Here is a 21299-nt window from a genome sequence, read left to right as displayed (position 1 = left end):
GGTAACCCGGTTTACGACCGCCGTCGAGAACGCCCATCACCCGCTGGTCGGCGGGTTCGTGCTCGGATTGTTTCTGGGCGTCATCTGGCTGCCGTGTGTCGGGCCCGTCCTCGGGAGCGTCCTCGCGTTCGTCGGTACCTCCGGAGACGTCGCGCAGAGCGCGACGCTGCTGTTTACCTACGGGGTCGGGTTCTCGGGACCGCTGTTGCTCGTCGCGTACGGTGGCAAGCGGGCCGGAAACACCCTCACCGATCGCGTTCGATCACTCGATCGGCCCGCCCTGATACGGCGGCTGAGCGGGTACGCGCTGGTCGTGACGGGCGTTGGTCTCCTCTTCGAACTCGACAAGGCCTTGCTGGCGGTGTTCGTTCGGTGATCGGCCGGCTACTCGTTCCGAATTGACTCGCTCTTGAAGACGGACCACCCGCTACTGGGCGTTGAAAAAACCTAAGTCGTGGTCGTTCGATGAGTGACGGTATGCGTACGCTCTCAGGACAGCTTGGGTCACTCATCAGGTTGTTCCGTCATATCATGTGGAGCCGGGTTGTGAGGTGGGGGGCCTTCGGGTTCGGACTGCTCTCGCTGACGCTCGTCTTCGGATTCGCGTCCCGAACGATGTACGGCATCGATCACGGGATCAACCTCATCGCCTACTGGCATATTCCCATCGCGTTTCTGACCGCTGGCGCGCTCTCCGCGACGTTCGTCGGAAGCGTTCTCTATCTCAAGTACGAAGGCCGGTTCTGGAATCGACTCGCCCACAGCGGTGGCGAGATCGGATTCCTGTTCGCGACGCTAACGCTCGTCACGGGGAGCCTGTGGGGGCGGGTCGTCTGGAACTCCTGGTGGGAGTGGAGTGACGTCCGACTCGTGACCTTTCTCATGGTCTGGTTCATCTACGCGGGCTATCTCGTCGTCTACGCTTCGACCGAACGAGGGAACGACGAGCGGTACGCCGCAGTCTACGGGACGATCGCCTTCGTTACTGTGCCGATCACCTACACTGCCGGTCGACTGTGGACACCGACGTTTCACGAGCCGACCGTGGCCAACCCCGATGTGAGCGCGAATATCGACCCGCTGACGCTGGGAGTCTCGCTGCTCGCGCTGGCGCTGCTTTACATCTACCTGATGGCGATCCGAATCCGACTGCACGAACTCGAGGACAGGATTGCCTTCCGAAAGGAGGAGGTTGCGTAACGATGGAGCCGTTCCTGGTTGCCGCCTACGGGGGAATCTTCGTTGCGTTGTTTGCGTACATCCTGTATATGCAGCGCCAGCTACACCGGGTCGAAAAGCAACTGCGCGACCTGCAGTGAGCCACAGTGTACCGATCCTGGCACCGCGACCCAGATCGGAACCGGACTCCGTATATGCTCTCATCGGATTCCGATCCTGATCGATGTTTCGAGGAGAGCGGGCCGCTACGAGCGCAAAAATACTGAAGAGCTAAACCGGGCCCCGTCTGGGGCCCCTCGAAGTCGTTAAATGACGCGGTTCTGCAGGTAGTCGAGGTGCTTCGCGTTGTAGACGATCTTGACCTCGTCGGTCTCGGCGGAACCGATGCAGGTCAGTCGAACGTTCTTCTCCTCGACCTCCTCGTCGGAGAGGATCTGCTGCATGTCCATGTCGATCTCGCCCTCCTTGACGATGGCCGCGCAGTTCGCGCAGGCGCCTGCACGGCAGGAGAAAGGCCAGTCGTAGCCCTGGGCCTCGGCGGCCTCGAGGATGTACTCGCCCTCGGCGACGTCGAGGGTGCCGTAGTCCTCATCGTCGAGGCCAGCGTCGGCGGCCTCCTCGAAGAGGTCGTCGTCGTCCATGTCCCAGCCCTGGTCGTCCAGTACTTCGTAGTTGAGGTATTCTACCGTGGGCATCACACGACGATTCGAGGCCCGCATTGGTATAGCTTGCTGTTCGATCCGACCCACTGCCGGCGACTGCAGGCGTCTTCCTGACTAACGGGGCTCTGAAGCCGGAACGTGTCTTATCAGTTACCGGAATCGACGGTCCGCGGCCGCGGGCGAGCGATCGAAGCGCGTCACAGGCCGAATACGGGGACGAACCGGAACGTGAGGAAGGCGCCGACCGTCGAGATGACCGGGACGACGTTTTGCATGAGGATGACTCGAGCCGTCGTCGACGGATCGAACAGATCCGACGCCTGCGGGATGTCCTCGGGGTCTTCCTCGCCGATCTCCGGGGGCTGTTCGCCCTCCTCCTCGGCGGTGAGCGCCCCGACCGAGACGCGCGTCTCCTCGCCCCTGCGGGCGTCCGAGAGCGTCGTCGTCCGCGTGGCACGTCCCCAGCCGAGTCCGATGATGCTCATCGTCGCGATGACGACGAAACTCGCCGGAATGCCGATCGTCGACAGGATGATCACGATCGTCGAACTGATGACCGCGACCACGATCGCAGCCGTCAGCGGCAGGTTCGTGATGTCGTTGCCGAGCGTATCGAGGGTGCGACGGGCGATCGTGAAACAGCCGACGGCGACCGCGGCCGATCCGAGCAGGATCAGCGGAACCATATCGACGTCGCCGGTGCCGTAGATCGGGGCGATCGCGTTGGCGATGTTGCTCGTCCCCGAGGAAAAGCCCATCAGACAGCCGATCCCGACGACGACGAACGCGCCCGTGATTTCGCGTCGATCGGCGTCGTCTCCGAACTGCAGACGCGGGACGGCCCCCGAGCGATCGACCGTGATCATCTCCCGTCCCTCTCGGTTGCCCTCGATAGCGATCCACTCGTTGATCCGCGGGTAGAAGTACCGACCGACGACGCCCGCGACCCAGAAGCCGATAATCGGAGCGACGACCCACCAGATGACGATCTGGCCGAGGACGGCGAAGTCGAGTTCGCCGGCCGCGAGTCCGAGCGCCGCGATAGCGCCGACGGCCGTCATCGACGTCGAGGCGGGAACGCCGGCGTAGTTACCGAGAAACAGCGCGCTCCCGATGAAAAAGAGCACGGCGACGTTCGAACGGACCGTGAAGATATCGGTGGTGTGTACCAGCTCCTCCCCGAGCGTCGTGACGACCTGGGGCCCGATCGTAATCGCACCGAGGAAGAAACAGACCGACATCAGTGCGGCCGCCATGAGCTTCGTGATCACGTTGGCGCCGACGGCCGGTCCGAACGCGGGACCCGTCGTCGCGCCGCCGATGTTGTAGCCGACAAAGACCGCGACGAGGAGGCCGACGACGAGCAGTGCTTCCGTCACGGCTACTACTCGAGCCGCGGGCCCTAAAAGCGCGCCTATTCGAACGCCGGCCCCGGACCGCGCTCTCTCGGCGGGTCGGCGTCGCCGGAGTCAGTCGCGCGCCCGATCCGGGCGGCGCCGCGGGGTCTCGAGCGGAGCGGTCGGCCCGACGGGGTCGCGGGTTCGCCGCCGCTCGCAGTTCCTTGCCAAAGAATTTCAATCGGTAGTACCGTACGAAACGCCACTGTGTGTTTCGATAGGGTACTCGCTCGACGGACAGAACCGGGACCGCCCTCCGACCGGAGCGACCGCGTCAGTCGACACCGCTGGATCGACCGCCCGAACGGAGCGGGTGAGTCGCGACGATGCTGAACCCGATCCGCGTCGACGCGGCCGTCGACCTCGCCTACGGGGCATTGATCGCGCTTTCGATCGTGATGATCGCCACGCTCGAGACGAACATCGGCGTCGCGTTCGGGGTCGGCGTGTTCGCCTCCTACGTCGTTCACGTCGTCTGGAAGATGGCCCGCTTCGATCCCGACTGGATGACCGAGGCGGTCGAGGAGACCGTCGAGAGGGAAGTCAGCGAAGTGCAGGCACAGGTCGAGGAAACGGTCGAAGAAGCCGTCGGCGAGACGGTCAAAGAGCAGGTCGACGAGGTGCAGGCGCGGGTCGAAGCCGTCGACGAGCGCGTCGATCGGCGCCCCCGGGAGGAAGAGGTCGAGGAAATTGTCGAGGAGTCGGTCGAGGACGAGTCGGAGACGTAGCGGATCGGCGGCGCGTCAGCGAACGATCGTTACCGGTACCGTCGCCCGCTTCGAGACCGTCTCGGCGACGTTGCCGACGAGGAACCGACGCGTCGCGCGGTTTCGATCCTTCCCGTGTGCACCGAGCATGATCGCGTCGTAGTCGTCCGCGCGGTCGATGACGTTTCGAGCCGGATGACCGATACCGACGATCGTCCGGATCTCTCGGTCCCGCTCGTCGGCGACTTCGAGGGCGCGGTCGAAAACGGGCTCGGCGCGGTCGGCGGCGGCGTCGCTGAGGTCGTCCTCGAGAGTAAGCCCCACCGCGTCGCCCATCATCATCGACGGAACGCCGACGACGTGCAAGACCGTGATCTCGGCGTCGGGGTGGTTATCGAGGGCGTACTCGAGGGCGTGACTGGCGGGTTCGGAGTCGTCCATCGGAACGAGAATTCGCGAGAGCATTGGCCGAGATACGATATCCGGTGACGTAAGTCCCCCGTCGATCAGGCGACGCCCGGAAGGAGCCTAAAGAACCCGTAGGCAAGCAGCGTCGACATCGACGGGCCGATGATCCACATCGAGATGTACTTGATCACCGCTCGAGGGTTGAACAGGTCGCTCCCGTGGAGCACCTCCTCGGTCTCCGCCTCGCCGATCGGGGGCGCCGGTTCGTCCGCCTTCTCCTCGGCGACGATCGCGCCCAGTTCGATATCGCGCTCGCGAGCCTCGCTATCGCGGGTAACCGCCTCGCGGAAGGTGATCGGGCGCGTCGCTCGACCCCAGCCGATCCCGACGATCGTCATCACCGTTCCCATCACGAGGCTGATCGGGATCCCGATGTAGGAGAGGACCGTCGTGATCGTCGAAGCGGTCACCATGACGAACAGCGCCGCGAGCAGCGGAATGTCGCTCAACTCGCCGCCGACGGAGTCCATCGTCCGGCGAGCGATGGTGAATCCGCCGAGCCCGATCGCGAGTGTGGCGATGCCGACCGCGGTGTTTACCTCCAGTCCCGCGTCGCCGACCAGCGGCGCGGCGGCGTTCGGAACGTTGCTCGCGCCGGCGCTGAACGCCATGTAACAGCCGATGACGAGGACGACGACCGTGGTAGCGAACTCGGTCCAGGTCGTGTTCGGCCCGAACGCCGGCTTCGGGACCGTCCCCCGGTGCTCGAGGGTCAGTAACGGCCCGTCGGTCGTTTCGATGTCGACCCGGCGGTTGACTGCTGGGTAGATGTACCGGCCGATAATACCGCCGATCCAGAAGCCGATAATCGGCGTCACGACCCACCAGGAGATGATCTCGGCGATCGTTGCGTAGTTGAGCGTTCCGGTCGCCAGCCCCAGTCCGGCGATGGCGCCGACCGTCGTCATCGACGTCGGCACGGGGACCCCGAAGACGTTGGCGACGAGGATGCCGAGTCCGATAAAGAAGAGGACGGCGACGCCCGACGACAGCGTGAGATCGGTCGTGATGATCCCCTCGCTGAGCGTCTCCATCACGTTCCGCCCGACGGTGATCCCGCCGAAGAAGACGAAGACGGTCATAACCGCCGCAGCCGTCGTTTTCGTGACGATTCCAGCGCCGACCGAGGGTCCCCAGGTGATCCCGGTCGAGGAGCCGCCGATGTTGAAGCCGACGAAGATCGATGCGATCACTCCGACTACTAGAAGAGTCTCGACCATTGTTGGGTACTGCGAGTGGTATCTTCAAGTAGTTGCTGAACCTCTTTTATACGCCACGATGATACTGAAACGGGCGGGGGCTTCGGGAGCGCTCCCCTCTGCGGTAGCCCCTTCGACTATCGAACGGTCCGGGCGTCAGACACCCCAGAAGTACGCGATCCCGAGCACGGTGACGATCGACAGGAGCAACTGCAGGGGTGCGCCGACCCGGAAGTAGTCGGTGAAGCGATATCCGCCGGGACCGTAGACGAACAGGTTCGTCTGGTAGCCGATCGGTCCCAGAAAGGAGGTGCTGGCCGCGAAGGTGACGGCGAAGACGAACGCGAGCGGGTTCGCGCCGATCCCAGCCGCCGCAGCCGCCCCGACCGGGATCATCAGGACGACGCTTGCGTTGTTGCTGACGACCTCCGTGATCAGCCCCGTGACGATGTAGAACAGCCAGAGGACGACGATCGTCGGCAGGAAGCCCGCCGTCGAGACGACCAGCCACGCGAGGTAGGCTGCGGCGCCCGACCCCTCGAGGGCGATCCCCAGCGGGATCACGCCCGCAAGCAGGAAGATGACGTCCCACTCGACGGCGTCGTACAGCTCGTTCGGCTCGAGGACGCCCGTCACGACCATCGCGACGACCCCGCCGAGCGCCGACAGCAGGATCGGGTAGAGATCGAGGGCTGCGACTGCGACGACGCCGATCATGATCGCGACGGCGATGGGCGCCTTGTCGGCTCGGTACTCGGGCCGGGGCGGCTCGCGGGCGACGATCACGTCCTCGCGGCGCGAGAGTCGATCGAGGGTCTCCTGTGGGGCCTGGACCAACAGCGTGTCGCCGACGTCGAGCCGCCGGCCGACGATCCGATCGCCGACGAGTTCGCCGCGGTGGCGAAACCCGAGGACGGCCGCACCGAACTCCTCGCGGAACGCCTCCGGATCGAGCCGCCGGCCGACGAGCCGCGAGTCGAGCGAGACGACCAGCTCGGTGACGATTCCGCCCTCGTCGCCGTCCGAGAGGTCGACCGTCGATCTCGGGTTGCCGACGTGCTCTACGCCCTCGAGGTCCGCGATGGCGGCGATCGCCCCCCGATCGGTGCGAACGACGAGGACGTCGCCTTCCCGAAGCCGAACGTCCTGCCGGGGGGCAACCGAACGATCTCGATCCCGCACGACCTGGACGACGTCGACCTCCGATCCGAACATCGCGGTCGCGTCGCCGACGGTCTCGTCGACCAGCGGGGAGCCGGGGACGACCGCGACCTCGGCGACGTAGTCGCCAACCGCGTACTCCTCGAGGTAGTCCGCCCGCGGCGGCACCCGCTCGGGGAGGAGGAAGTGGCCGACGAAGATCAGATAGAGCGCCCCCGTGACGACGACGAGCGCGCCGAGTTGCGTGAACTCGAACATCGAGAAGGCGTGGAGTTCGGGATACTCCTCGCTCAGCCTGGCGCTGACGTCGCTCGCCAGGAGGTTCGTCGAGGTGCCGATCAGCGTGAGCATCCCCCCGACCTGGGAGGCGTACGACAGCGGGATCAGCAGTTTGGACGGCGAGGTACCACCCCGGTTCGCGACGTCGGTGACGACCGGGACGAGCAGGGCGACGATCGGCGTGTTGTTGAGAAAGCCCGAGGCGGGACTCGTCGCGAGCACGGTCGCGAACAGCTGCTTGCGAACGCTGTCGCCCGCGTAGGCGGCCATCCGCCGACCGAGTTCCTGGACGAGCCCCGTGCGGGCGACCCCGCCGCTCAGGATCAACATCGCGAGCACCGTGATCGTCGCGTCGTTCGAGAAGCCCGAGACGCCGGTGCTCGGATCGACGCCGGTCCAGGGCTCGAGGACGACCACCACGACGATCAGCAAGATTGCGGTGACGTCGATCGGCAGCCGTTCGGTGAGAAAGAGAACGAGCGCGAGGACGACGACGCCGAGCACGACGAGGACGTCCGTCGTCAGCTCCGGCTGGGTCGTCACCTCCTGGGTGAGCACCAGGCGCACCGACATACTGCGTTCTCACTCTCACCCGACAGGTAACAGTTCCGGACGAACGCCGGACAGTCGGCGTCCGATGGCAGTTGGCGAAACCGTCGCCTTTACTCGTCTCGACCGCGCGCACTCGAGTATGAACGCGAACGGGTTCGAGGTGATCCCCGCGGTCGACGTCCAGGACGGCGAGGTCGTCCAGCTGGTCCAGGGCGAGCGCGGCACGGAGAAGGCCTACGGCGACCCCGTCGAGGCCGCCGAGCGGTGGATCGACGCCGGCGCGGAGGCCCTCCATCTGGTCGACCTCGACGGCGCCTTCGAGGGCGAGCGCGGGAACGCAGACGCGATCGACGCCGTGATCGACGCCGTCGACGTCCCGACCCAGCTGGGCGGCGGCATCCGAACCGCGGCCGACGCCGCCGACCTGCTCGAACGCGGCGTCGATCGGGTCGTCCTCGGCACCGCGGCCGTCGAGAATCCCGACATCGTCGCCGAGATCAGCGAGGCACACCCCGACAGCGTGGTGGTTAGCCTCGACGCCAAGGACGGCGAGGTCGTCGTCGAGGGCTGGACCGAAAGCGCCGGCGTCTCGCCAGTCGAGGCCGCCGAGCGGTACGCGGAACTCGGCGCTGCCGCGATCCTCTTCACGAACGTCGACGTCGAGGGCCGGCTCGAGGGCGTCGCCACCGAACCCGTCCGAGAACTCGTCGAGGCGGCCGAGATTCCGGTGATCGCCAGCGGCGGGGTCGCGACCCTCGAGGACGTGCGGGCGCTCGAGGCCGCCGGCGCCGGCGCGGTCGTCGTCGGGAGCGCGCTGTACGAGGGCGAGTTTACGCTCGAAGAGGCCCGGGCCGCAGTCGACGGGGACTGACTCGCGTTCGTCGACGGCTACGACTTCCAGAACGCCGGCGTCAGCAGGACGAGAACGGGGATGATCTCGATGCGGCCGATCCACATCATGATCACCATCACGGCCCGAGAGGCGACCGAGAAGCCGGCGTAGTTCTCGAGCGGGCCGGCCCGCTCGAAGGCGGGACCGATGTTCAGAAAGATCGAAGCCGCGGCGCCCATCGCCTCGAACTCGCCGACGGGATCGGCCGTTCTGGCGGNGATGTCCCGCACCGTCTCCTCGTCGACGACCTCGGTGCCAAGCCGGAGCGGGCGAACCGCCTCGGGGTGGACCGACGTAAAGAGGCTCCGGCGGAACGCCTTCAGCGTCACCAGCCAGCGAAGGGACTTGATCGAGCAGGTCGTCGACCCGGCCATCCCGCCGAGGAACATACAGAGAAACAGCAGGTGCTTCGCGCCGGGACTCCACAGATCGAAGTCCGTCGAGGCGTACCCCGTCGTCGTCACCATCGACGTGACGTTGAACAGGCCGTGACGGATCGTCGCCTCGAAGCCCGCGGTCACGTCGGGATCGAGCAGGAGAATCGCGGCGACCAGTGTGGCGAAAAACGCCAGCGTGCCGGCGTAGAACCGAAACTCCTGGGACCTGAACGGACGGCGGTAGTTGCCCTGCGTGACGTAGTACAGCAGGACGAAGTTCGTCGATCCCAGGAACATGAACGGGATGACCGCCCACTGGACGGCCGGCGAGAAGGCGCCGATGCTTTCGGGCTCCGGCGAGAATCCGGCGGTGGAGACGCTCGTCAACGCGTGCGAGATGGCGTTGAAGAGGTTCATGTTGGGCCCGAGGCCGACGAGGTGTAACGCGTAAAACGTCGCGGCCGCCAGCGCGGTGAGCCCGACGTACAGCCCCCAGATGAGGCGGGCGGTCTCGTCGATGTGCGGGCGAAGTTTGCGGACGTTCCGCGTCTGGGTTTCCGTCTCCATCAGCTGTGCGCCACCGACCATCAGGCTCGAGAGCAGCCCGATCGCGACGATCAGGATCCCGAGCCCCCCGAGCCACTGGAGCAGCTGGCGCCAGAGCAGGATCGCCCGCGACTGGTTCGCGAAGTCCCATCCGCTCATCACCGTCGCGCCCGTCGTCGTCAGCCCGCTCATACTCTCGAACAGCGCGTTGACCGGGCCCCCGAGCCCGCCGTGAAACGCCGATTGCGGGTCGGCCGCGAGTCCGGCGACGAAAAAGGGAACGGCGCCGATCGCGCCGACGCCGAGCCAGGTGAGTGCGACCATCAGGAACGCCTCGCGCTGCGCGAGCGAGCGTTCCGTAGAGAGGCGCTCGAGCGCGAATCCGATCGTCGCCGTAAGGACGATCGCGGTCACGAACGGCAACAGGTCGTCGCCGTCGAGAACGGCGAGCGCCAGCGGCGCCGCCATGGGAACGGCGAGCCACTTGAGCACCGTTCCGACGAGGCTACAGCTCGAGCGCCAGTCGACGCGGATGGTCACGCTACCACGACGGTGTGCGTGGCGGGTAGATAATGGGTTCGGAACGCGGACGGACGGCAGGGGGTGCCCGCGACGACGACCGCCCCCGGGGTGGATCACAGCGGCACAGCACAGAGGCCCACGGCTTCAGCCGTCGGTAGCTGGCGCTCGATTGTGATCGTGGCCGACGTAGAGCGCGACGGCGTTTCCCCCTAACAGAACGGCGAACGCCAGCACGGCTCCGGGATCGTCGAGTCCGTGCACGAGCAACGGAACGTGGACGAACGGGAGGACGATCGCGGTCCAGAACGCGAGAAACCGCGCGGGGCCTGTAATCGAACGGACGAGCCGGCTGCGATACCGATCCGCTCCGGCGGCGTCCGGATCGGTGGGGGCGACCGAGTCGTTCGAGAGCGGGGAGTGGTTCGACATGGAAGCGTAACCTACCTCGTTACGTCAGACACGTTCACCGTATCCATCATATAGTCGGTAGAACGTTACGTCGGGTTAGCGCTATTTCACCGTAACGTCGCGCCGAGACGGACGTTTCGAAACCGGTTCAGAACAGGTTAGAAATTTTATAACCACTGCTGTCTCACTCGTTTACGGGACGGCCCGCGCCGCCGAGCGGAACCGCCTTGTACCGCCGGCGGCATCGATCCGGCATGACCGACCGGACGGCAACGGTAACCCGCGACACGAGCGAGACGACCATCGAGTGTACCGTCGGGATCGACGGCGACGGGGTAGCCGACGTGGAGACGGGAATCGGCTTCCTCGATCACATGCTGACGTCGCTTGCCAAACACGGCCTGTTCGACCTCGAGGTCAACTGCGACGGCGACCTCGAGATCGACGACCACCACACCGTCGAGGACGTCGCGATCGTGCTGGGGACGGCGATCGACGAGGCGCTGGGCGATCGGTCGGGGATCGTCCGCTACGCGGACCGACGCGTGCCCTTAGACGAGGCCGTCGTGGACGCCGTCGTCGACGTCAGCGGCCGCCCGCGGTTCTACTTCGACGGCCGGTTCTCCCAGGACGCGATCGGCGAGTTCACGAGCGACATGGCCCGTCACTTCGGGGAGTCGCTCGCGATGAACGCCGGGCTAACGCTGCACCTCGCCGTCGACGGCGAGAACGCCCACCACGAGGTCGAGGCGCTGTTCAAGGCGCTCGCGCGAACCCTCGACGACGCGACCCGGATCGACGAGCGGCGGGAGGGAACTCCGAGCACGAAGGGGACGCTGTAGCGGCCTCGGCGGGCGTCGATCACCGATCCTTATACCGCGGCCCGCGTACGCCCGGACAGACATGTTCGACGAGATCATGGAGAAGTTCGAGGGATCGCCGAGCCAGCAGGCGGTGATCCGTCTGCTGCTCGAGCGCGGGTTCTCCGTCAACGACGACGGGCGGGTCGTCTCGGGCGGCATCGAGATCCCGAACACCGGGATCGCACGGGAGATCGGCGTCGACCGACGGGTCGTCGACTCGACGACCGACGCCATCCTCGAAGACCCCGAGCTCCGGCGGATCTTCCAGAACATCTCGCAGGTACCGAGCCTGATGGATCTGGCGCCGGTGCTCGATCTGACGGTGCTGTCGATCGCGGTCGACGACGCCGACCGGAAGGGGATCGTCGCGACGATCACGGGCACCCTGGCCGACCACGACGTTTCGATCCGCCAGACGATCAGCGAGGACCCCGAGTTCACCGACGAGCCCCGGCTCTACCTCGTGACGGATCAGGATCTTTCGGGCGAGGCCATCACCGAGATCCGCGACCTCGAGTTCGTCCGCAAGATCGAACTCCAGTGAGCCCTCACTGGGGGGCGCGCTCCTCGAGGATCGCCTCGAGCGCGCTCGTGAGCTCCTCGAACCGCTCCATCGACATATCGTCGGTCGTCACCCAGACGCCGTGGCCCCCTCGGATGACCCGCGTCAGGTAGCCGTTCTCGAACATCCGAATCGTCGCCTCGTACTCGCCGAGCTGGGTGTTTCTGTAGGCCGACTGGGAGTGAAAGCCGCGTCGCTCGTGCTCGGCGAAGCCGACCAGATCGGCGGTCCGATCGAGATCCGAGCGGAGGTACGCCTGTTCGACGTCGTCCTCGGTGAAGTAGGTGATACTCCGGAGTTCGTCGCCGACGGTGGTTCGGCAGGCGCTGCGGAGTTCGTCGGCGAAGGCCTCGTCGATGATCGCGTCTTCCATGCGGTGACAGACCGTGTCAAAGACCAATAACGTAGCGGATGCGGCATCCCGGTAGCGGCGACCGACGGGCTCTTTTCGGTCGCGTGAGTACGGCCCACATGATCGATCCGGGACGAGGGCGGGGTGGTCCCGCGTGAGCGAGACGTACCGAACCGTCGCCGACGCCGCGACGGCGACGTTCGTCGTTCGGGGATCGGAGTTTCTCGGCCACGTCCGCCCCGTCGAGTCCGTCGACGCCGCCGAGGCGTTCGTCGACCGCGTCGCCGCGGAGTACGACGACGCGACCCACAACGTCCCCGCCTACCGGGTGCGAGCCGAGCCCGACGGGGAGTTCTTGCGGGAGTACTCGAGCGACGACGGCGAACCCTCGGGGTCGGCCGGGAAGCCGGCGCTGAACGTCCTCACCCAGCAAGACCTCGAGAACTGCGCAGTCGTCGTCACCCGCTACTACGGCGGGACGAACCTCGGCGTCGGCGGGCTCGTGCGGGCCTACTCGCGAGCGACGAAGGAGGCCGTCGAGGAGGCGGGAATCGTCGAGGAGCGACCCAGCGAACGGGTGACGGTCACCGTCGACTACGACGACTCCGGCACCGTCCGCAGCGTCCTCGAGAGCGAGGCCCTCGAGTTCGAGGCCGACTACGAGGCCGCGGTCACCTTCGACGTTCGGGTTCCGCTCGCGGAGGCCGAAGCGCTGCGGGATCGGCTCCGGAGCGCGACCAGCGGGCGGGCCGACCTCGCGTAGTTACGGGACGGACCGCGCGTTCGCGCCCGCAGCCTCGAACCGCCGTTCGATCGTCTCCCGGACGGCCTCGAGATCGGCGAGCTCCGAGCGCTCGAGGCGGACGTCGAACAGCCCGCGATCGAGGACGAGTTCGTCCTCGCGCAGCCGGACGTGGGCGACGTCCTCCCAGGGGACGAACGTCTTCGTGAACGGGCGACGCTTGACGAGTCCGTCCTCGTGGACCCGGATCTCGGGGTCGACACCCCACGGCGTCCGCCAGCGGCCCTCGATCGCGCCGGCGACGATCCAGCCCAGCGCGATCAGGAGCCAGACGACGGCGGCCGCGAAGTTCCCGTCGATAGCGTTGCCGAGCGCCAGAAATCCCCAGAGTACCGCGAGTAACGCGTCGGCTTTGCCGCCGCCGGGCGGCGTCCAGTTCCAGGTACCGATCGGCTCGTCCGCGGCGGCCGTCTCCACGTACTCGGTCCGAGCGACGGCGCCGAGGACGTAGCCGACCACGAGAACGGCGAGCGACGACCCGGTCGCGACGAGGGCCGAGGCGATCGGCGACCACGACCAGGTGGCGGTCGCCGCACCGAGAAGCCCCGGAACGCCGGGTAGGACGAGCAGCGCGCGGCGACGGCGGCTCCGCCCGAGACGGATCGCGAGATCGTCGTCGAGCCGCGCGGCGACGATTCCGAGAATCGTTCCGGTCGCGAGGCCGCCGACGAAGACCGCAGCGAGGACGGCGTCCGAGACCTGCCCGGTCGCCGCTACGGAGGCGGCGATCCCGGCGACGAGAACGCCGAGGTAGAGACCGAGAGCGATCCGGAACCCGCGACTCGAGGAGTCGACGGGGTGTTCGCTGGCGTCGGGCATACTCCCACCTACGTCGGACTGGTTAAAATAATGACTGGATCGGGGCTTAGTCGTCGCTGGCGGTCGTCGCGGACGGCCGCGCGTCGGCCTCCTCGAGATCGGCCCGCGAGCGGTTGCGGTAGGTCAGCGCCGCGAGCATCGCCAGGCCGATCCCCCGGAGCGCGGCGGTGAGCTCGAAGATCGTCAGCGCCGAGGGGACGCCGGCGAGCGCGAGGATCCCCTCGAGGAGCAACAGCGGGATCTCGGGCACCATCAGCAGGATCGACGCGACCGAGTACAGCGCGCGCCTCGTGGGCGTCACCCTGGCGTACTGGTAGCCGATGATCGTCACCCCGAGGGCGTAGACGCCGACGAACATGCCGAGCACGGGAATCACGATCTCGGGGACGACGTAGCCGATGTCGGTGACGTCCGCCCAGCCCGCGACCTCGCCGTCCCGCAGGAACAGGATGCCCGGCGAGAAGACGAAGGCGAACGGCACCAGCACCTTGTTCAGCGAGAGCAGGAACGCCAGCGACGCCGTCTTCATCTCCTCGGCCTTCGCGACCCCGGCCCCGGCGAAGGCGGCGACGGCGACCGGGGGCGTGACGTCGGCCATCAGCCCCCAGTAGAGCACGAACAGGTGGGCGGCGAGCACGACGACGCCGGCCTCGACCAGCGGCGCCTCGAGCATCGCGACCAGGATGATGTACATCGCGGTCGTCGGCATCCCCATTCCGAAGATGATCGCGGCGACGCCCGTCAGCGCGAGCAGGAGCAACATCGAGTCGCCGCTGATGTCGCCGATGAGCGCGGCCAGGTTCGGCCCCAGCCCGGAGACGCTGATCACGCCCGGCACGACGCCCGCGGCGGCGACGGCGACGACGACCGTCGTCGCGGTGCGGGCGCCCGAGTCCATCGACTTCAGGAGGAAGCTTCCGAACCGGTAGGCCCGATTGCCCGAGAGCGCGGGTCGGCCGAACGCCGCGGCGCTTCGCTCGGCCGCGACCTCGACCTCGTCGTCGAACTCGAGCAGCGGCGCCTCGGCGCGGGGCCGCAGGAGGACGAAGGCGACGCCGACGAGGAGCGCGCCCGCGGCGAGATCGCCGACCGCGGCCGACAGCGCTGCCTCGAGCGCCAGTGGGTCGGCGTCGACCGTCCCTCCGAGGCCGGCGATCGATCGAACCGCGTCGCCGATCCCGGCCCCGACGGTCGCGTAGGCGCCGGCCTGGGCGGCAAACAGCGCCGCGATCGTCGCGAACAGCGGGCCTCGGGTGCGCTCGTCGTAGGCGGCGACGACCGCCAGCAGGGCGACGACGGCGACGATCGTGAGCCAGCCGGAGCGGTTGATCGAGAGCCGCGCGATCACGAGGTAGTACAGCAACAACGCGAGCGGGATGAGGTAGAACCAGCCGGTCCGCAGCGCGGAGCGAACGTCGGGCAGTTCGGAGCGGGGGATCCCGCCGATATCGCCCCGGACCGCCTCGAAGTGAACCATCACCCACATCCCGAAGAAGAAGGCCAGTGCGGGCAGCGTCGCGGCGATGATCACGTCGGCGTAGGGGGTCCCCGTGAACTCGACGATGAGGAAGGCCGCGGCGCCCATCACGGGTGGGAGCATCTGGCCGCCCGACGACGAGGACGACTCGACGGCCCCGGAGAACTCGGGCGAGTAGCCCGAGCGTTTCATCAGCGGGATCGTAAAGGCCCCCGTCGTCACCGTGTTGGCGATCGACGACCCGCTGAGCATCCCCATGAACCCGCTCGAGACGACGCTGGCTTTCGCGGGACCGCCCTTGCGGGTCCCGGTCGCGGAGTAGGCGAGATCGATGAACCACTTGCCCGCGCCGCTCATCTCGAGGAACGCGCCGAAGAGGATGAAGATGTAGATGAACCGGACGCTGACGGAGACGGGCTGGCTGTGGACCCCCGCCTCGACCGTGTACCAGAGGTTGTACATGATGTTCGCCCAGTTGTCGGGCTGGACCCACAGGGCGCCGATCGCCGAGTCCTGGGGAACGAGGTACCCCCACCGGGCGTACGCGATAAACAGCCCGACCAGCGACGCGAGCACCAGCCCCAGCGCCCGGCGGGTCGCCTCGAGGACCAACGCCATCCCGAGGACGGCCAGCACGAAGGCCGCCGAGACGTCGGCGATCGGGACGCCGACCGCGCTCAACGCCCCCTCGAACGGGGCCAGCACCGGGAATATTTCGGGCAGCGTTTGCGTATCTTCGAACCGGAGGACGGCGATGCGCTGAATCTCGTCGTACTGCGTCGCGGTGTAGTACGCCGGTAGCGCGGCGAGAACCGCCAAGAGCACGTCGACCGGCGCGATTCGGTTCATTTCCGGATCGAGGAAGAACCACCCGACGGCGCCGGAGATCCTCGCGGTCGCTCGGGTCACTGGGTGGTCGTCGCCGAGACGGTTTCCGACCGCGGGCTCGATCCGACCGAGCCGACGGGCGAGGAACCCGTCGCCCCGGCTCGTCGGGAACAGCAGGAACGCCAGTACCAGCCCGAACGCGACGTGGATCGCGTTGATCTGTAGCTGCTGGAAACCGACGAGCCGATACTCGCCCACGAACGGAAGCGTCGCTTCGAACGCGTACCCCCGCGCGGCGATCCACATCTGGAACGCCGAGAACGCGATGGCGATCAGGGAGACGATCGCGATCGCCGGCCCCCGGTGGGACCGACGCCGCTGGACCTCCTCCATGAGTTGCTGTTGTTCCTCGTCGCTGAGTGTCTCCTCGTCCTCCCTGTCTACGCTCATGAGTGCGTCTCGGTCATTCCTGCTGGCGTTCGTGATGTGTTCGTTTCGATTCGCTTCCCCGGGTCCCGCCGGCGACGGCGTCGCCGATCCCCCGGTCGGTCAGAAACAGGACCACGCGACCGTCGGCGACCTCCGCGAGCGGGTACCGTCGCTCCCCCACGATCAGTTCGTGGCCCGCGATCTCGCCGGGCGCGACCCGAAGCTCGTCGTGGACCGTCGAGCCCTCGACCACGTACCCCTCCGCCGTTCGCTCGATGTCGCTGGTCGGCAGCCCCGCCCCGAAGGAGTGAAACACTGACCGATCGGCCCGCAGCCTCGAGCCGTCGACGACGTAGACGTCCTCGATCGGCGTCTTCTCGACGCTGTGGGTGTACGCGAGGGTCACCTCCTGTCCCTGATCGACGGGGATCTCGAACAGCCGCTCCCTCGAGTCGGCGTCGGCGACGACCAGCGTCCTGTCGGCGACGGAGGCGGCGGTGACGGCGGTCGCTCCGGACAGTGCGGCCGCCGAAACGAGAAGCGCGCGTCGGGTCGGGTGGTCCACGGTGATGTACCGACAGTCGATCGTGATCGGTGTTTCGACTCGCTACTCGTCCTCGTCGGCGGTAGCGTTATCTTCGGTAGCGTTGTCCTCGGTGGCGTTACCGTTCCCCTCGCCGGCTCCCGATCCGTCGAAGTACGCCGCCGCCCCCTCGTGGAGTTCGATCGGCATCGCCTCCTGGGCGGTTTCGACGTCGATGTACTCCGACTGGGTCGTGAAGTCGTCGACGTTGTCGAACATCGCCGTCGTGACCTCCTCGACGACCCCCGCGTCGACGCCCTCGTGGGTGGCAAGCATCGCCTGCACCGAGATCGTCTCGACGTCGTCGTCGACGCCGTCGTAGGTGCCGCCGGGGATGGTGTGCTCGGCGAGCCACTCGGCGTCCGAAAGCAGCGTCTCGCGGACGTCGCCCGACACCTCGACGAACGAGACGTCCTGGGTCGCCGCGAGGTCCTCGATCGCACCCAGCGGGTAGCCGCCGACGGTGATCGCGGCGTCGACGTCGCCGTCCCCGATCTGGTCGGCCGCCGTCCCGAAGTCGGTGTTTTGCTCGTCGAAGTCGTCGACCCCCGCCGACTCGAGGATCTGCAGCGCGTTGACCTGGGTCCCGCTGCCGGCGTCGCCGGTGTTGATCGCCGCTCCCTGGAGGTCCTCGACGGACTCGATCCCCGAATCGGCCTGGGTGACGATGTGGATCGTCTCCGGGTACAGCGAGGCGATCCCCCGGAGGTTCTCGAGCGGCTCGCCGTCGAACTGCTCGAGTTCGACGCCGTTGTACGCGAAGTAGGTGATGTCGTTTTGCACCAGCGCGAGTTCGGCGTCCTCGCGGCCGAGGCTGGCCGCGTTCTCGACGCTCGCCCCCGTCGACTGCACCTGGATCCCGTGGGGCGTCTGGTCCTCGACGATGGACTTCATGTCGCCCGCCAGCGGGTAGTACGTCCCCTCGGTCCCCCCGGCGTGCAAGGACAGCGTCTCCCCGCCCTCCTCGGGCTGGGCCTCCTCGAGGTCCTCCCCGTTGTCCCCGTTTCCGTCTCCGTCAGTCGCGTCCTCGCCGATACAACCCGCGGCACCCACGATCCCAGCAGCCCCACCGAGCGCAATGAACTTGCGCCGCTTGATATGTCGAACCATACGGAATGTATATTGTGGAATGTGGTAATAGCTGCTTCGGATTTTTCCCGGACGTTACTACGCGAACGCCCCGAACAAGAAGAACTACACTCGACGCATCGAGGAACCGCGGCGGTCGCGCGCTCGACTGGCGGCCGCCGACCCGTCCGCCGCGCGCGTCGAGCGTCGTCGGCGCGAGTCACGACGAAAACGCGCGGACAGGATCTGAGGGACCGTTTCGACTCGAGCTCGAGCGACAGAACCGCCCGACGTGGCGGCGGTTCGACCGGAAACGAAGGGGTTGGGCGACAGCCTCAGGGCGGTGGCGCCCGTCCTCTCGGGCATGGACCGAAACGTCGGCGGACTCGACCGCGCGCTGCGGGTCGCCGCCGGACTCGCCCTGCTCGCCGTCGGCTACCGGAACCGCGACCGAACGCTCGGCGCGCTCGCGGCCGTCGCCGGCGGCGACCTGCTGGCGACCGCAGTCGTCCAGCGGTGTCCCGTCAACGCCGTGCTCGGGATCGATACCTGCGGGTGAGTCGACGGGTCCGCGCTCGAACGCCTCGAGGGCGGCGCCACACGATCCGCCTACGTCGTCCGGAACGCCCGGTCGCCGGCGTCGCCCAGCCCGGGGACGATGAAGCCGTCGTCGTCCAGTCGGTCGTCGATCGAGACCGTCAGCAGGTCGGCCTCGGGGTAGGCCTCCTCGACGCGCAACAGCCCCTCGGGGGCCGACACCGCCGAGAGCACGATCAGGTTCTCCGGCTCGGGCGAGGTCTCGATGACGTGCTCGAGGACGGTACACATCGTACTCCCGGTCGCGAGCATCGGATCGGCGATGATCACCGTGTCCTCCTCGTGGATCTCGGGGAGTTTGACGTAGTCGACGGAGATGGGAAACGAGCCGTCCTCCTCGCGGCCGGCCTCCTCGTCGCGGCTCGCGCTGATGACACCCTGGCGGGCGCGCGGGAACGCCTTCAGCAGTCCCTCGACGAACGGCGTCGCCGCCCGCAGAACGTTGATGATCACGACGTCGTCCAGCCCGCGGACCCGCTCGCCCATCGTCGGCTCGAGGGGCGTCTCGATCTCGACGTACTCGGTCTCCATTCGGCCGTCGATGATCTCGTAGCCGCAGATCCGGCCGAGCTTCACGAGCCCCTTCCGGAAGCTGACCTGCTCGGTTTCGACGTCCCGAAGCTGCGAGAGCGTGTGTTTCGCGAGTGCGTGTGTCACCAGATGTGCGTTCTCTCGGTCTTCGATCGTCATTACCCGAAGTGGCGCGCGCCGGCACTTTCACGGTGTCGGTCCGCCTCGAGCGCCGAACGGGGCGTGTCCCCGCACCCCACGAGAGTGGCGATCCCACGCAGCGGCGAAACTTATGTCGGTCCAACGCATAGCAGTCGCTCAGCCGAATGGAAGAGAGCATCTCGGGATTCAAGGTTCGCGGCGATTGGGGTGACGTCGTCGAGCACGGCGAGCGCATCACGCGCGCGCTTCGGAAGACGGGCGTCCACGATCCCGACCACGACTACGGGGCCAGCTTCGCCCGCGCCTTCGAAGAGTGGGACGAGTGGCGGCCGAAGGCCCACGAGACCCTCGACGCCGACGTCAGCGAGAAGACGGCCGACCAGGCCAGCGTCGAGGAAGGGAAAGGCGAGCGCGCCGGCAAGGAACCCGACGAGGACATCCGGACCGCCGGCGAGAAACTCTCGGAGTCGTACGAACGCCTCGAGGAGGACGACGCCGACGCCGCAGTCGACCAGTGGAAGGAATCGATCGACTACGTCGCGCGGGCGGCCGACTCCGCGAGCCGGAAGGCCCTGCGGCGGGTCGAGGACACGGTCTACCAGAACGTGATGACCCAGCTCGCGCCGTACTACTTCGACAACGAACTCATCAGCGCGAACATCCAGCAGTCGACCCGCGGCGAGGGCGAGCGGTTCATCTTCGAGGTCAACGTCAACGACGACGCCCTGAAGGAGGACGTCTCCGGCCGGCTCGCCGAGTTCGAAGATTCGATCGACCGCTGGCACGTCGAGGTCGAGAAGGACACCGAAGCCGCCGAGGCGATCGAGGGCGCCGAGCCGCCGCCGGAGGCCGAGGACAACTCGAAGTCGACGACGAACTAACCCTGCTGTCGGCCCTCGACCCGGCCGATCCCCGGGACGGCGACGTGGCGCTCGACGCGAGCCATCAGGTTCGTCGCCGACAGCACGATACCCAGATAGACCAGCGCCAGCAGCGTGAAGATCGGCATGTACTCGAACGTCGAGGAGGCGATCCGGCTGGCGCGGTAGTACAGCTCGGGAACGGTGATAAAGCCCGCCAGCGAGGAGTACTTGATCAGGTAGACCAGTTCGTTCGTCCAGGCGGGGATGGCGTACCGCAGCGTCTGGGGTAACACGACGTGGCGGATCCCCTCGAGCTTCGAGAGGCCGATCGCCCGCGCGGCGGTGAGCTGGCCCTCGTCGACGCTCTCTAAGGCGCCCCGGATGTACTCGGCCTGGTAGGCCGAGCCGTTGATCGTAAAGCCGAGGATCGCGATCCAGAACGCGTAGTCGGGGACGAACCCCTGGCCGACGATATCGACGTCGTTGAGCCACAGCGCCAGGTACGGCGTGTAGTAGAGCACGAACAGCTGGGCCAGAAGCGGCGTCCCGCGGATCAGCTCGGTGTACGCGAGCGCGACCCACCGGAACGGACCGCCGTAGACCCGCAGCACCGCCGTCGGGACCGCGATGCAAAAGCCCAGCGCGATGCTGGCCGCCGTCAGGACGATCGTGTACCACGCGCCGGTCGCCAGCGCGGGCGCGACGTCGATCGCCAGCGCGGCCCCGTCGACGAGGGTGGCGAGCCAGTCGACCGGGATCCTGACCGGACCGAGGGCGACGACCGACCCCTCGAGCGCCGCGGCGGCTTCCTCGAACGGCGTCGGCGAGAGGAAGTTCTCGCCTTCGCCGGGGCCGATCCCCAATCGAGCGAACGCCCAGTCGTAGAGCCAGCGCGTGAGGAGCCATCCCCAGAAGGCGATCCCGGCGACGACCATCGCGATCCGTCCGAGGTCGTCGGTCGACTCGCGGAGCCGACTCGGGTCGATCCCCAGGGCGTCGGCGACGCTCATGCTCGCACGCACCCCCCGGCGTCGG

24 protein-coding genes are annotated in these 21299 nt (G+C 67.2%); 10 read left to right on the top strand and 14 right to left on the bottom strand.

The genetic code is table 11. From position 1 onward, the window contains the following. The 3 genes from C492_RS05610 to C492_RS22105 form a co-directional block, all read left to right on the top strand. Positions 1 to 376 (top strand): cytochrome c biogenesis CcdA family protein (locus C492_RS05610; protein WP_008421313.1); only part of this gene is annotated, 376 nt, incomplete at its 5' end. Positions 377 to 531: 155 nt separating this feature from the next. After that, complete coding sequence (locus C492_RS05605) at positions 532 to 1200, top strand: cytochrome c biogenesis protein (RefSeq protein WP_049892757.1); 669 nt, start codon at positions 532 to 534, stop codon at positions 1198 to 1200. Positions 1201 to 1202: 2 nt separating this feature from the next. After that, complete coding sequence (locus tag C492_RS22105) at positions 1203 to 1319, top strand: CcmD family protein (protein ID WP_083898742.1); 117 nt, start codon at positions 1203 to 1205, stop codon at positions 1317 to 1319. Between the two features lie 165 nt (positions 1320 to 1484). Here the strand turns inward: C492_RS22105 and fer are convergent, their stop codons facing one another. Together fer and C492_RS05595 are read right to left on the bottom strand one after the other, a co-directional pair. Continuing rightward, complete coding sequence (gene fer, locus C492_RS05600; protein ID WP_008421311.1) at positions 1485 to 1874, bottom strand: ferredoxin Fer; 390 nt, start codon at positions 1872 to 1874, stop codon at positions 1485 to 1487. 164 nt (positions 1875 to 2038) lie between these two features. Then, positions 2039 to 3220, bottom strand: coding sequence for an inorganic phosphate transporter (locus tag C492_RS05595; protein WP_008421310.1), 1182 nt, complete (start codon positions 3218 to 3220; stop codon positions 2039 to 2041). 344 nt (positions 3221 to 3564) lie between these two features. Here C492_RS05595 and C492_RS05590 point away from each other — a divergent pair, with 344 nt between their 5' ends. Further along, positions 3565 to 3966, top strand: coding sequence for a hypothetical protein (locus tag C492_RS05590; protein ID WP_008421309.1), 402 nt, complete (start codon positions 3565 to 3567; stop codon positions 3964 to 3966). A gap of 15 nt (positions 3967 to 3981) precedes the next feature. Here the strand turns inward: C492_RS05590 and C492_RS05585 are convergent, their stop codons facing one another. From C492_RS05585 to C492_RS05575, 3 genes are all read right to left on the bottom strand, one after another. Then, on the bottom strand, positions 3982 to 4410 hold the full coding sequence (locus C492_RS05585; RefSeq protein WP_008421308.1) for a universal stress protein: 429 nt from the start codon (positions 4408 to 4410) through the stop codon (positions 3982 to 3984). Between the two features lie 41 nt (positions 4411 to 4451). Beyond that, positions 4452 to 5633, bottom strand: coding sequence for an inorganic phosphate transporter (locus C492_RS05580; protein WP_049892755.1), 1182 nt, complete (start codon positions 5631 to 5633; stop codon positions 4452 to 4454). 135 nt (positions 5634 to 5768) lie between these two features. Continuing rightward, positions 5769 to 7625, bottom strand: coding sequence for an SLC13 family permease (locus tag C492_RS05575; RefSeq protein ID WP_008421306.1), 1857 nt, complete (start codon positions 7623 to 7625; stop codon positions 5769 to 5771). Between the two features lie 118 nt (positions 7626 to 7743). Between C492_RS05575 and hisA the strand changes: the two genes are divergently transcribed. Continuing rightward, complete coding sequence (hisA, locus tag C492_RS05570; RefSeq protein WP_008421305.1) at positions 7744 to 8475, top strand: 1-(5-phosphoribosyl)-5-[(5-phosphoribosylamino)methylideneamino]imidazole-4-carboxamide isomerase; 732 nt, start codon at positions 7744 to 7746, stop codon at positions 8473 to 8475. A gap of 17 nt (positions 8476 to 8492) precedes the next feature. Here the strand turns inward: hisA and C492_RS05565 are convergent, their stop codons facing one another. Further along, positions 8493 to 9959: a TrkH family potassium uptake protein gene (locus C492_RS05565; protein WP_008421304.1), complete on the bottom strand. Its 1467-nt coding sequence runs from the start codon at positions 9957 to 9959 to the stop codon at positions 8493 to 8495. A gap of 126 nt (positions 9960 to 10085) precedes the next feature. Next, the gene (locus C492_RS05560) at positions 10086 to 10370 is read right to left on the bottom strand and encodes a hypothetical protein (protein ID WP_008421303.1); all 285 of its coding nucleotides are present in this window, start codon (positions 10368 to 10370) and stop codon (positions 10086 to 10088) included. A 233-nt stretch (positions 10371 to 10603) separates the two neighbouring features. On the opposite strand from C492_RS05560, the gene hisB reads away from it, so the two are divergent. Continuing rightward, positions 10604 to 11191: an imidazoleglycerol-phosphate dehydratase HisB gene (hisB, locus tag C492_RS05555; protein ID WP_008421302.1), complete on the top strand. Its 588-nt coding sequence runs from the start codon at positions 10604 to 10606 to the stop codon at positions 11189 to 11191. 61 nt (positions 11192 to 11252) lie between these two features. Then, positions 11253 to 11756 (top strand): amino acid-binding ACT domain-containing protein, encoded by a 504-nt coding sequence (locus C492_RS05550; RefSeq protein WP_008421301.1) that lies wholly within the window; start codon positions 11253 to 11255, stop codon positions 11754 to 11756. Positions 11757 to 11760: 4 nt separating this feature from the next. Here the strand turns inward: C492_RS05550 and C492_RS05545 are convergent, their stop codons facing one another. After that, positions 11761 to 12147, bottom strand: coding sequence for a DUF7522 family protein (locus tag C492_RS05545; protein ID WP_008421300.1), 387 nt, complete (start codon positions 12145 to 12147; stop codon positions 11761 to 11763). Between the two features lie 133 nt (positions 12148 to 12280). Between C492_RS05545 and C492_RS05540 the strand changes: the two genes are divergently transcribed. Next, positions 12281 to 12889, top strand: a complete 609-nt coding sequence (locus C492_RS05540; protein WP_008421299.1) for an IMPACT family protein — start codon at positions 12281 to 12283, stop codon at positions 12887 to 12889. Here C492_RS05540 and C492_RS05535 read toward each other — a convergent pair whose 3' ends face one another. Genes C492_RS05535 through C492_RS05520 form a run of 4 tightly spaced genes read right to left on the bottom strand, consistent with a single transcriptional unit; the run spans position 12890 to position 18174 of the window. Continuing rightward, positions 12890 to 13747 carry a PH domain-containing protein gene (locus C492_RS05535; protein WP_008421297.1) on the bottom strand — a complete coding sequence of 286 codons (858 nt, stop codon included), beginning with the start codon at positions 13745 to 13747 and terminating at the stop codon, positions 12890 to 12892. A gap of 46 nt (positions 13748 to 13793) precedes the next feature. After that, a complete protein-coding gene (locus tag C492_RS05530; protein ID WP_008421295.1) occupies positions 13794 to 16502 on the bottom strand; it encodes a TRAP transporter permease in 2709 nt (902 codons plus the stop codon). A gap of 13 nt (positions 16503 to 16515) precedes the next feature. Then, positions 16516 to 17046 carry a DUF1850 domain-containing protein gene (locus C492_RS05525; RefSeq protein ID WP_008421293.1) on the bottom strand — a complete coding sequence of 177 codons (531 nt, stop codon included), beginning with the start codon at positions 17044 to 17046 and terminating at the stop codon, positions 16516 to 16518. Positions 17047 to 17088: 42 nt separating this feature from the next. Continuing rightward, complete coding sequence (locus tag C492_RS05520) at positions 17089 to 18174, bottom strand: TAXI family TRAP transporter solute-binding subunit (RefSeq protein ID WP_049892752.1); 1086 nt, start codon at positions 18172 to 18174, stop codon at positions 17089 to 17091. A 322-nt stretch (positions 18175 to 18496) separates the two neighbouring features. On the opposite strand from C492_RS05520, the gene C492_RS05515 reads away from it, so the two are divergent. Continuing rightward, positions 18497 to 18691, top strand: a complete 195-nt coding sequence (locus tag C492_RS05515; protein ID WP_049892768.1) for a YgaP family membrane protein — start codon at positions 18497 to 18499, stop codon at positions 18689 to 18691. A 50-nt stretch (positions 18692 to 18741) separates the two neighbouring features. Here the strand turns inward: C492_RS05515 and upp are convergent, their stop codons facing one another. After that, positions 18742 to 19419, bottom strand: a complete 678-nt coding sequence (upp, locus tag C492_RS05510; protein WP_008421288.1) for a uracil phosphoribosyltransferase — start codon at positions 19417 to 19419, stop codon at positions 18742 to 18744. A gap of 146 nt (positions 19420 to 19565) precedes the next feature. Here upp and C492_RS05505 point away from each other — a divergent pair, with 146 nt between their 5' ends. Then, on the top strand, positions 19566 to 20282 hold the full coding sequence (locus C492_RS05505) for a DUF5828 family protein (RefSeq protein ID WP_008421286.1): 717 nt from the start codon (positions 19566 to 19568) through the stop codon (positions 20280 to 20282). Here the strand turns inward: C492_RS05505 and C492_RS05500 are convergent. Continuing rightward, positions 20279 to 21274, bottom strand: coding sequence for an amino acid ABC transporter permease (locus C492_RS05500; protein WP_008421285.1), 996 nt, complete (start codon positions 21272 to 21274; stop codon positions 20279 to 20281). The two genes, C492_RS05505 and C492_RS05500, sit on opposite strands and share 4 nt — an antisense overlap. Positions 21275 to 21299 lie beyond the last annotated feature (25 nt).

This window comes from Natronococcus jeotgali DSM 18795 (assembly GCF_000337695.1).
In the GTDB taxonomy this organism is placed as follows: Archaea; Halobacteriota; Halobacteria; order Halobacteriales; family Natrialbaceae; genus Natronococcus; species Natronococcus jeotgali.
This window is presented reverse-complemented; position numbering and strand designations above follow the sequence as displayed.

Excerpts from the sequence above, each read along its gene's own strand:
- C492_RS05575 (WP_008421306.1), bottom strand. The coding sequence starts at position 7,625 with ATGTCGGTGCGCCTGGTGCTCACCCAGGAGGTGACGACCCAGCCGGAG.
- C492_RS05550 (WP_008421301.1), top strand. The coding sequence starts at position 11,253 with ATGTTCGACGAGATCATGGAGAAGTTCGAGGGATCGCCGAGCCAGCAG.
- C492_RS05590 (WP_008421309.1), top strand. The coding sequence starts at position 3,565 with ATGCTGAACCCGATCCGCGTCGACGCGGCCGTCGACCTCGCCTACGGG.
- C492_RS05580 (WP_049892755.1), bottom strand. The coding sequence starts at position 5,633 with ATGGTCGAGACTCTTCTAGTAGTCGGAGTGATCGCATCGATCTTCGTC.
- fer (WP_008421311.1), bottom strand. The coding sequence starts at position 1,874 with ATGCCCACGGTAGAATACCTCAACTACGAAGTACTGGACGACCAGGGC.
- C492_RS05545 (WP_008421300.1), bottom strand. The coding sequence starts at position 12,147 with ATGGAAGACGCGATCATCGACGAGGCCTTCGCCGACGAACTCCGCAGC.
- C492_RS05520 (WP_049892752.1), bottom strand. The coding sequence starts at position 18,174 with ATGGTTCGACATATCAAGCGGCGCAAGTTCATTGCGCTCGGTGGGGCT.
- C492_RS05515 (WP_049892768.1), top strand. The coding sequence starts at position 18,497 with ATGGACCGAAACGTCGGCGGACTCGACCGCGCGCTGCGGGTCGCCGCC.
- C492_RS05585 (WP_008421308.1), bottom strand. The coding sequence starts at position 4,410 with ATGCTCTCGCGAATTCTCGTTCCGATGGACGACTCCGAACCCGCCAGT.
- upp (WP_008421288.1), bottom strand. The coding sequence starts at position 19,419 with ATGACGATCGAAGACCGAGAGAACGCACATCTGGTGACACACGCACTC.
- hisA (WP_008421305.1), top strand. The coding sequence starts at position 7,744 with ATGAACGCGAACGGGTTCGAGGTGATCCCCGCGGTCGACGTCCAGGAC.
- C492_RS22105 (WP_083898742.1), top strand. The coding sequence starts at position 1,203 with ATGGAGCCGTTCCTGGTTGCCGCCTACGGGGGAATCTTCGTTGCGTTG.
- hisB (WP_008421302.1), top strand. The coding sequence starts at position 10,604 with ATGACCGACCGGACGGCAACGGTAACCCGCGACACGAGCGAGACGACC.
- C492_RS05605 (WP_049892757.1), top strand. The coding sequence starts at position 532 with ATGTGGAGCCGGGTTGTGAGGTGGGGGGCCTTCGGGTTCGGACTGCTC.
- C492_RS05505 (WP_008421286.1), top strand. The coding sequence starts at position 19,566 with ATGGAAGAGAGCATCTCGGGATTCAAGGTTCGCGGCGATTGGGGTGAC.
- C492_RS05560 (WP_008421303.1), bottom strand. The coding sequence starts at position 10,370 with ATGTCGAACCACTCCCCGCTCTCGAACGACTCGGTCGCCCCCACCGAT.
- C492_RS05535 (WP_008421297.1), bottom strand. The coding sequence starts at position 13,747 with ATGCCCGACGCCAGCGAACACCCCGTCGACTCCTCGAGTCGCGGGTTC.
- C492_RS05530 (WP_008421295.1), bottom strand. The coding sequence starts at position 16,502 with ATGAGCGTAGACAGGGAGGACGAGGAGACACTCAGCGACGAGGAACAA.
- C492_RS05500 (WP_008421285.1), bottom strand. The coding sequence starts at position 21,274 with ATGAGCGTCGCCGACGCCCTGGGGATCGACCCGAGTCGGCTCCGCGAG.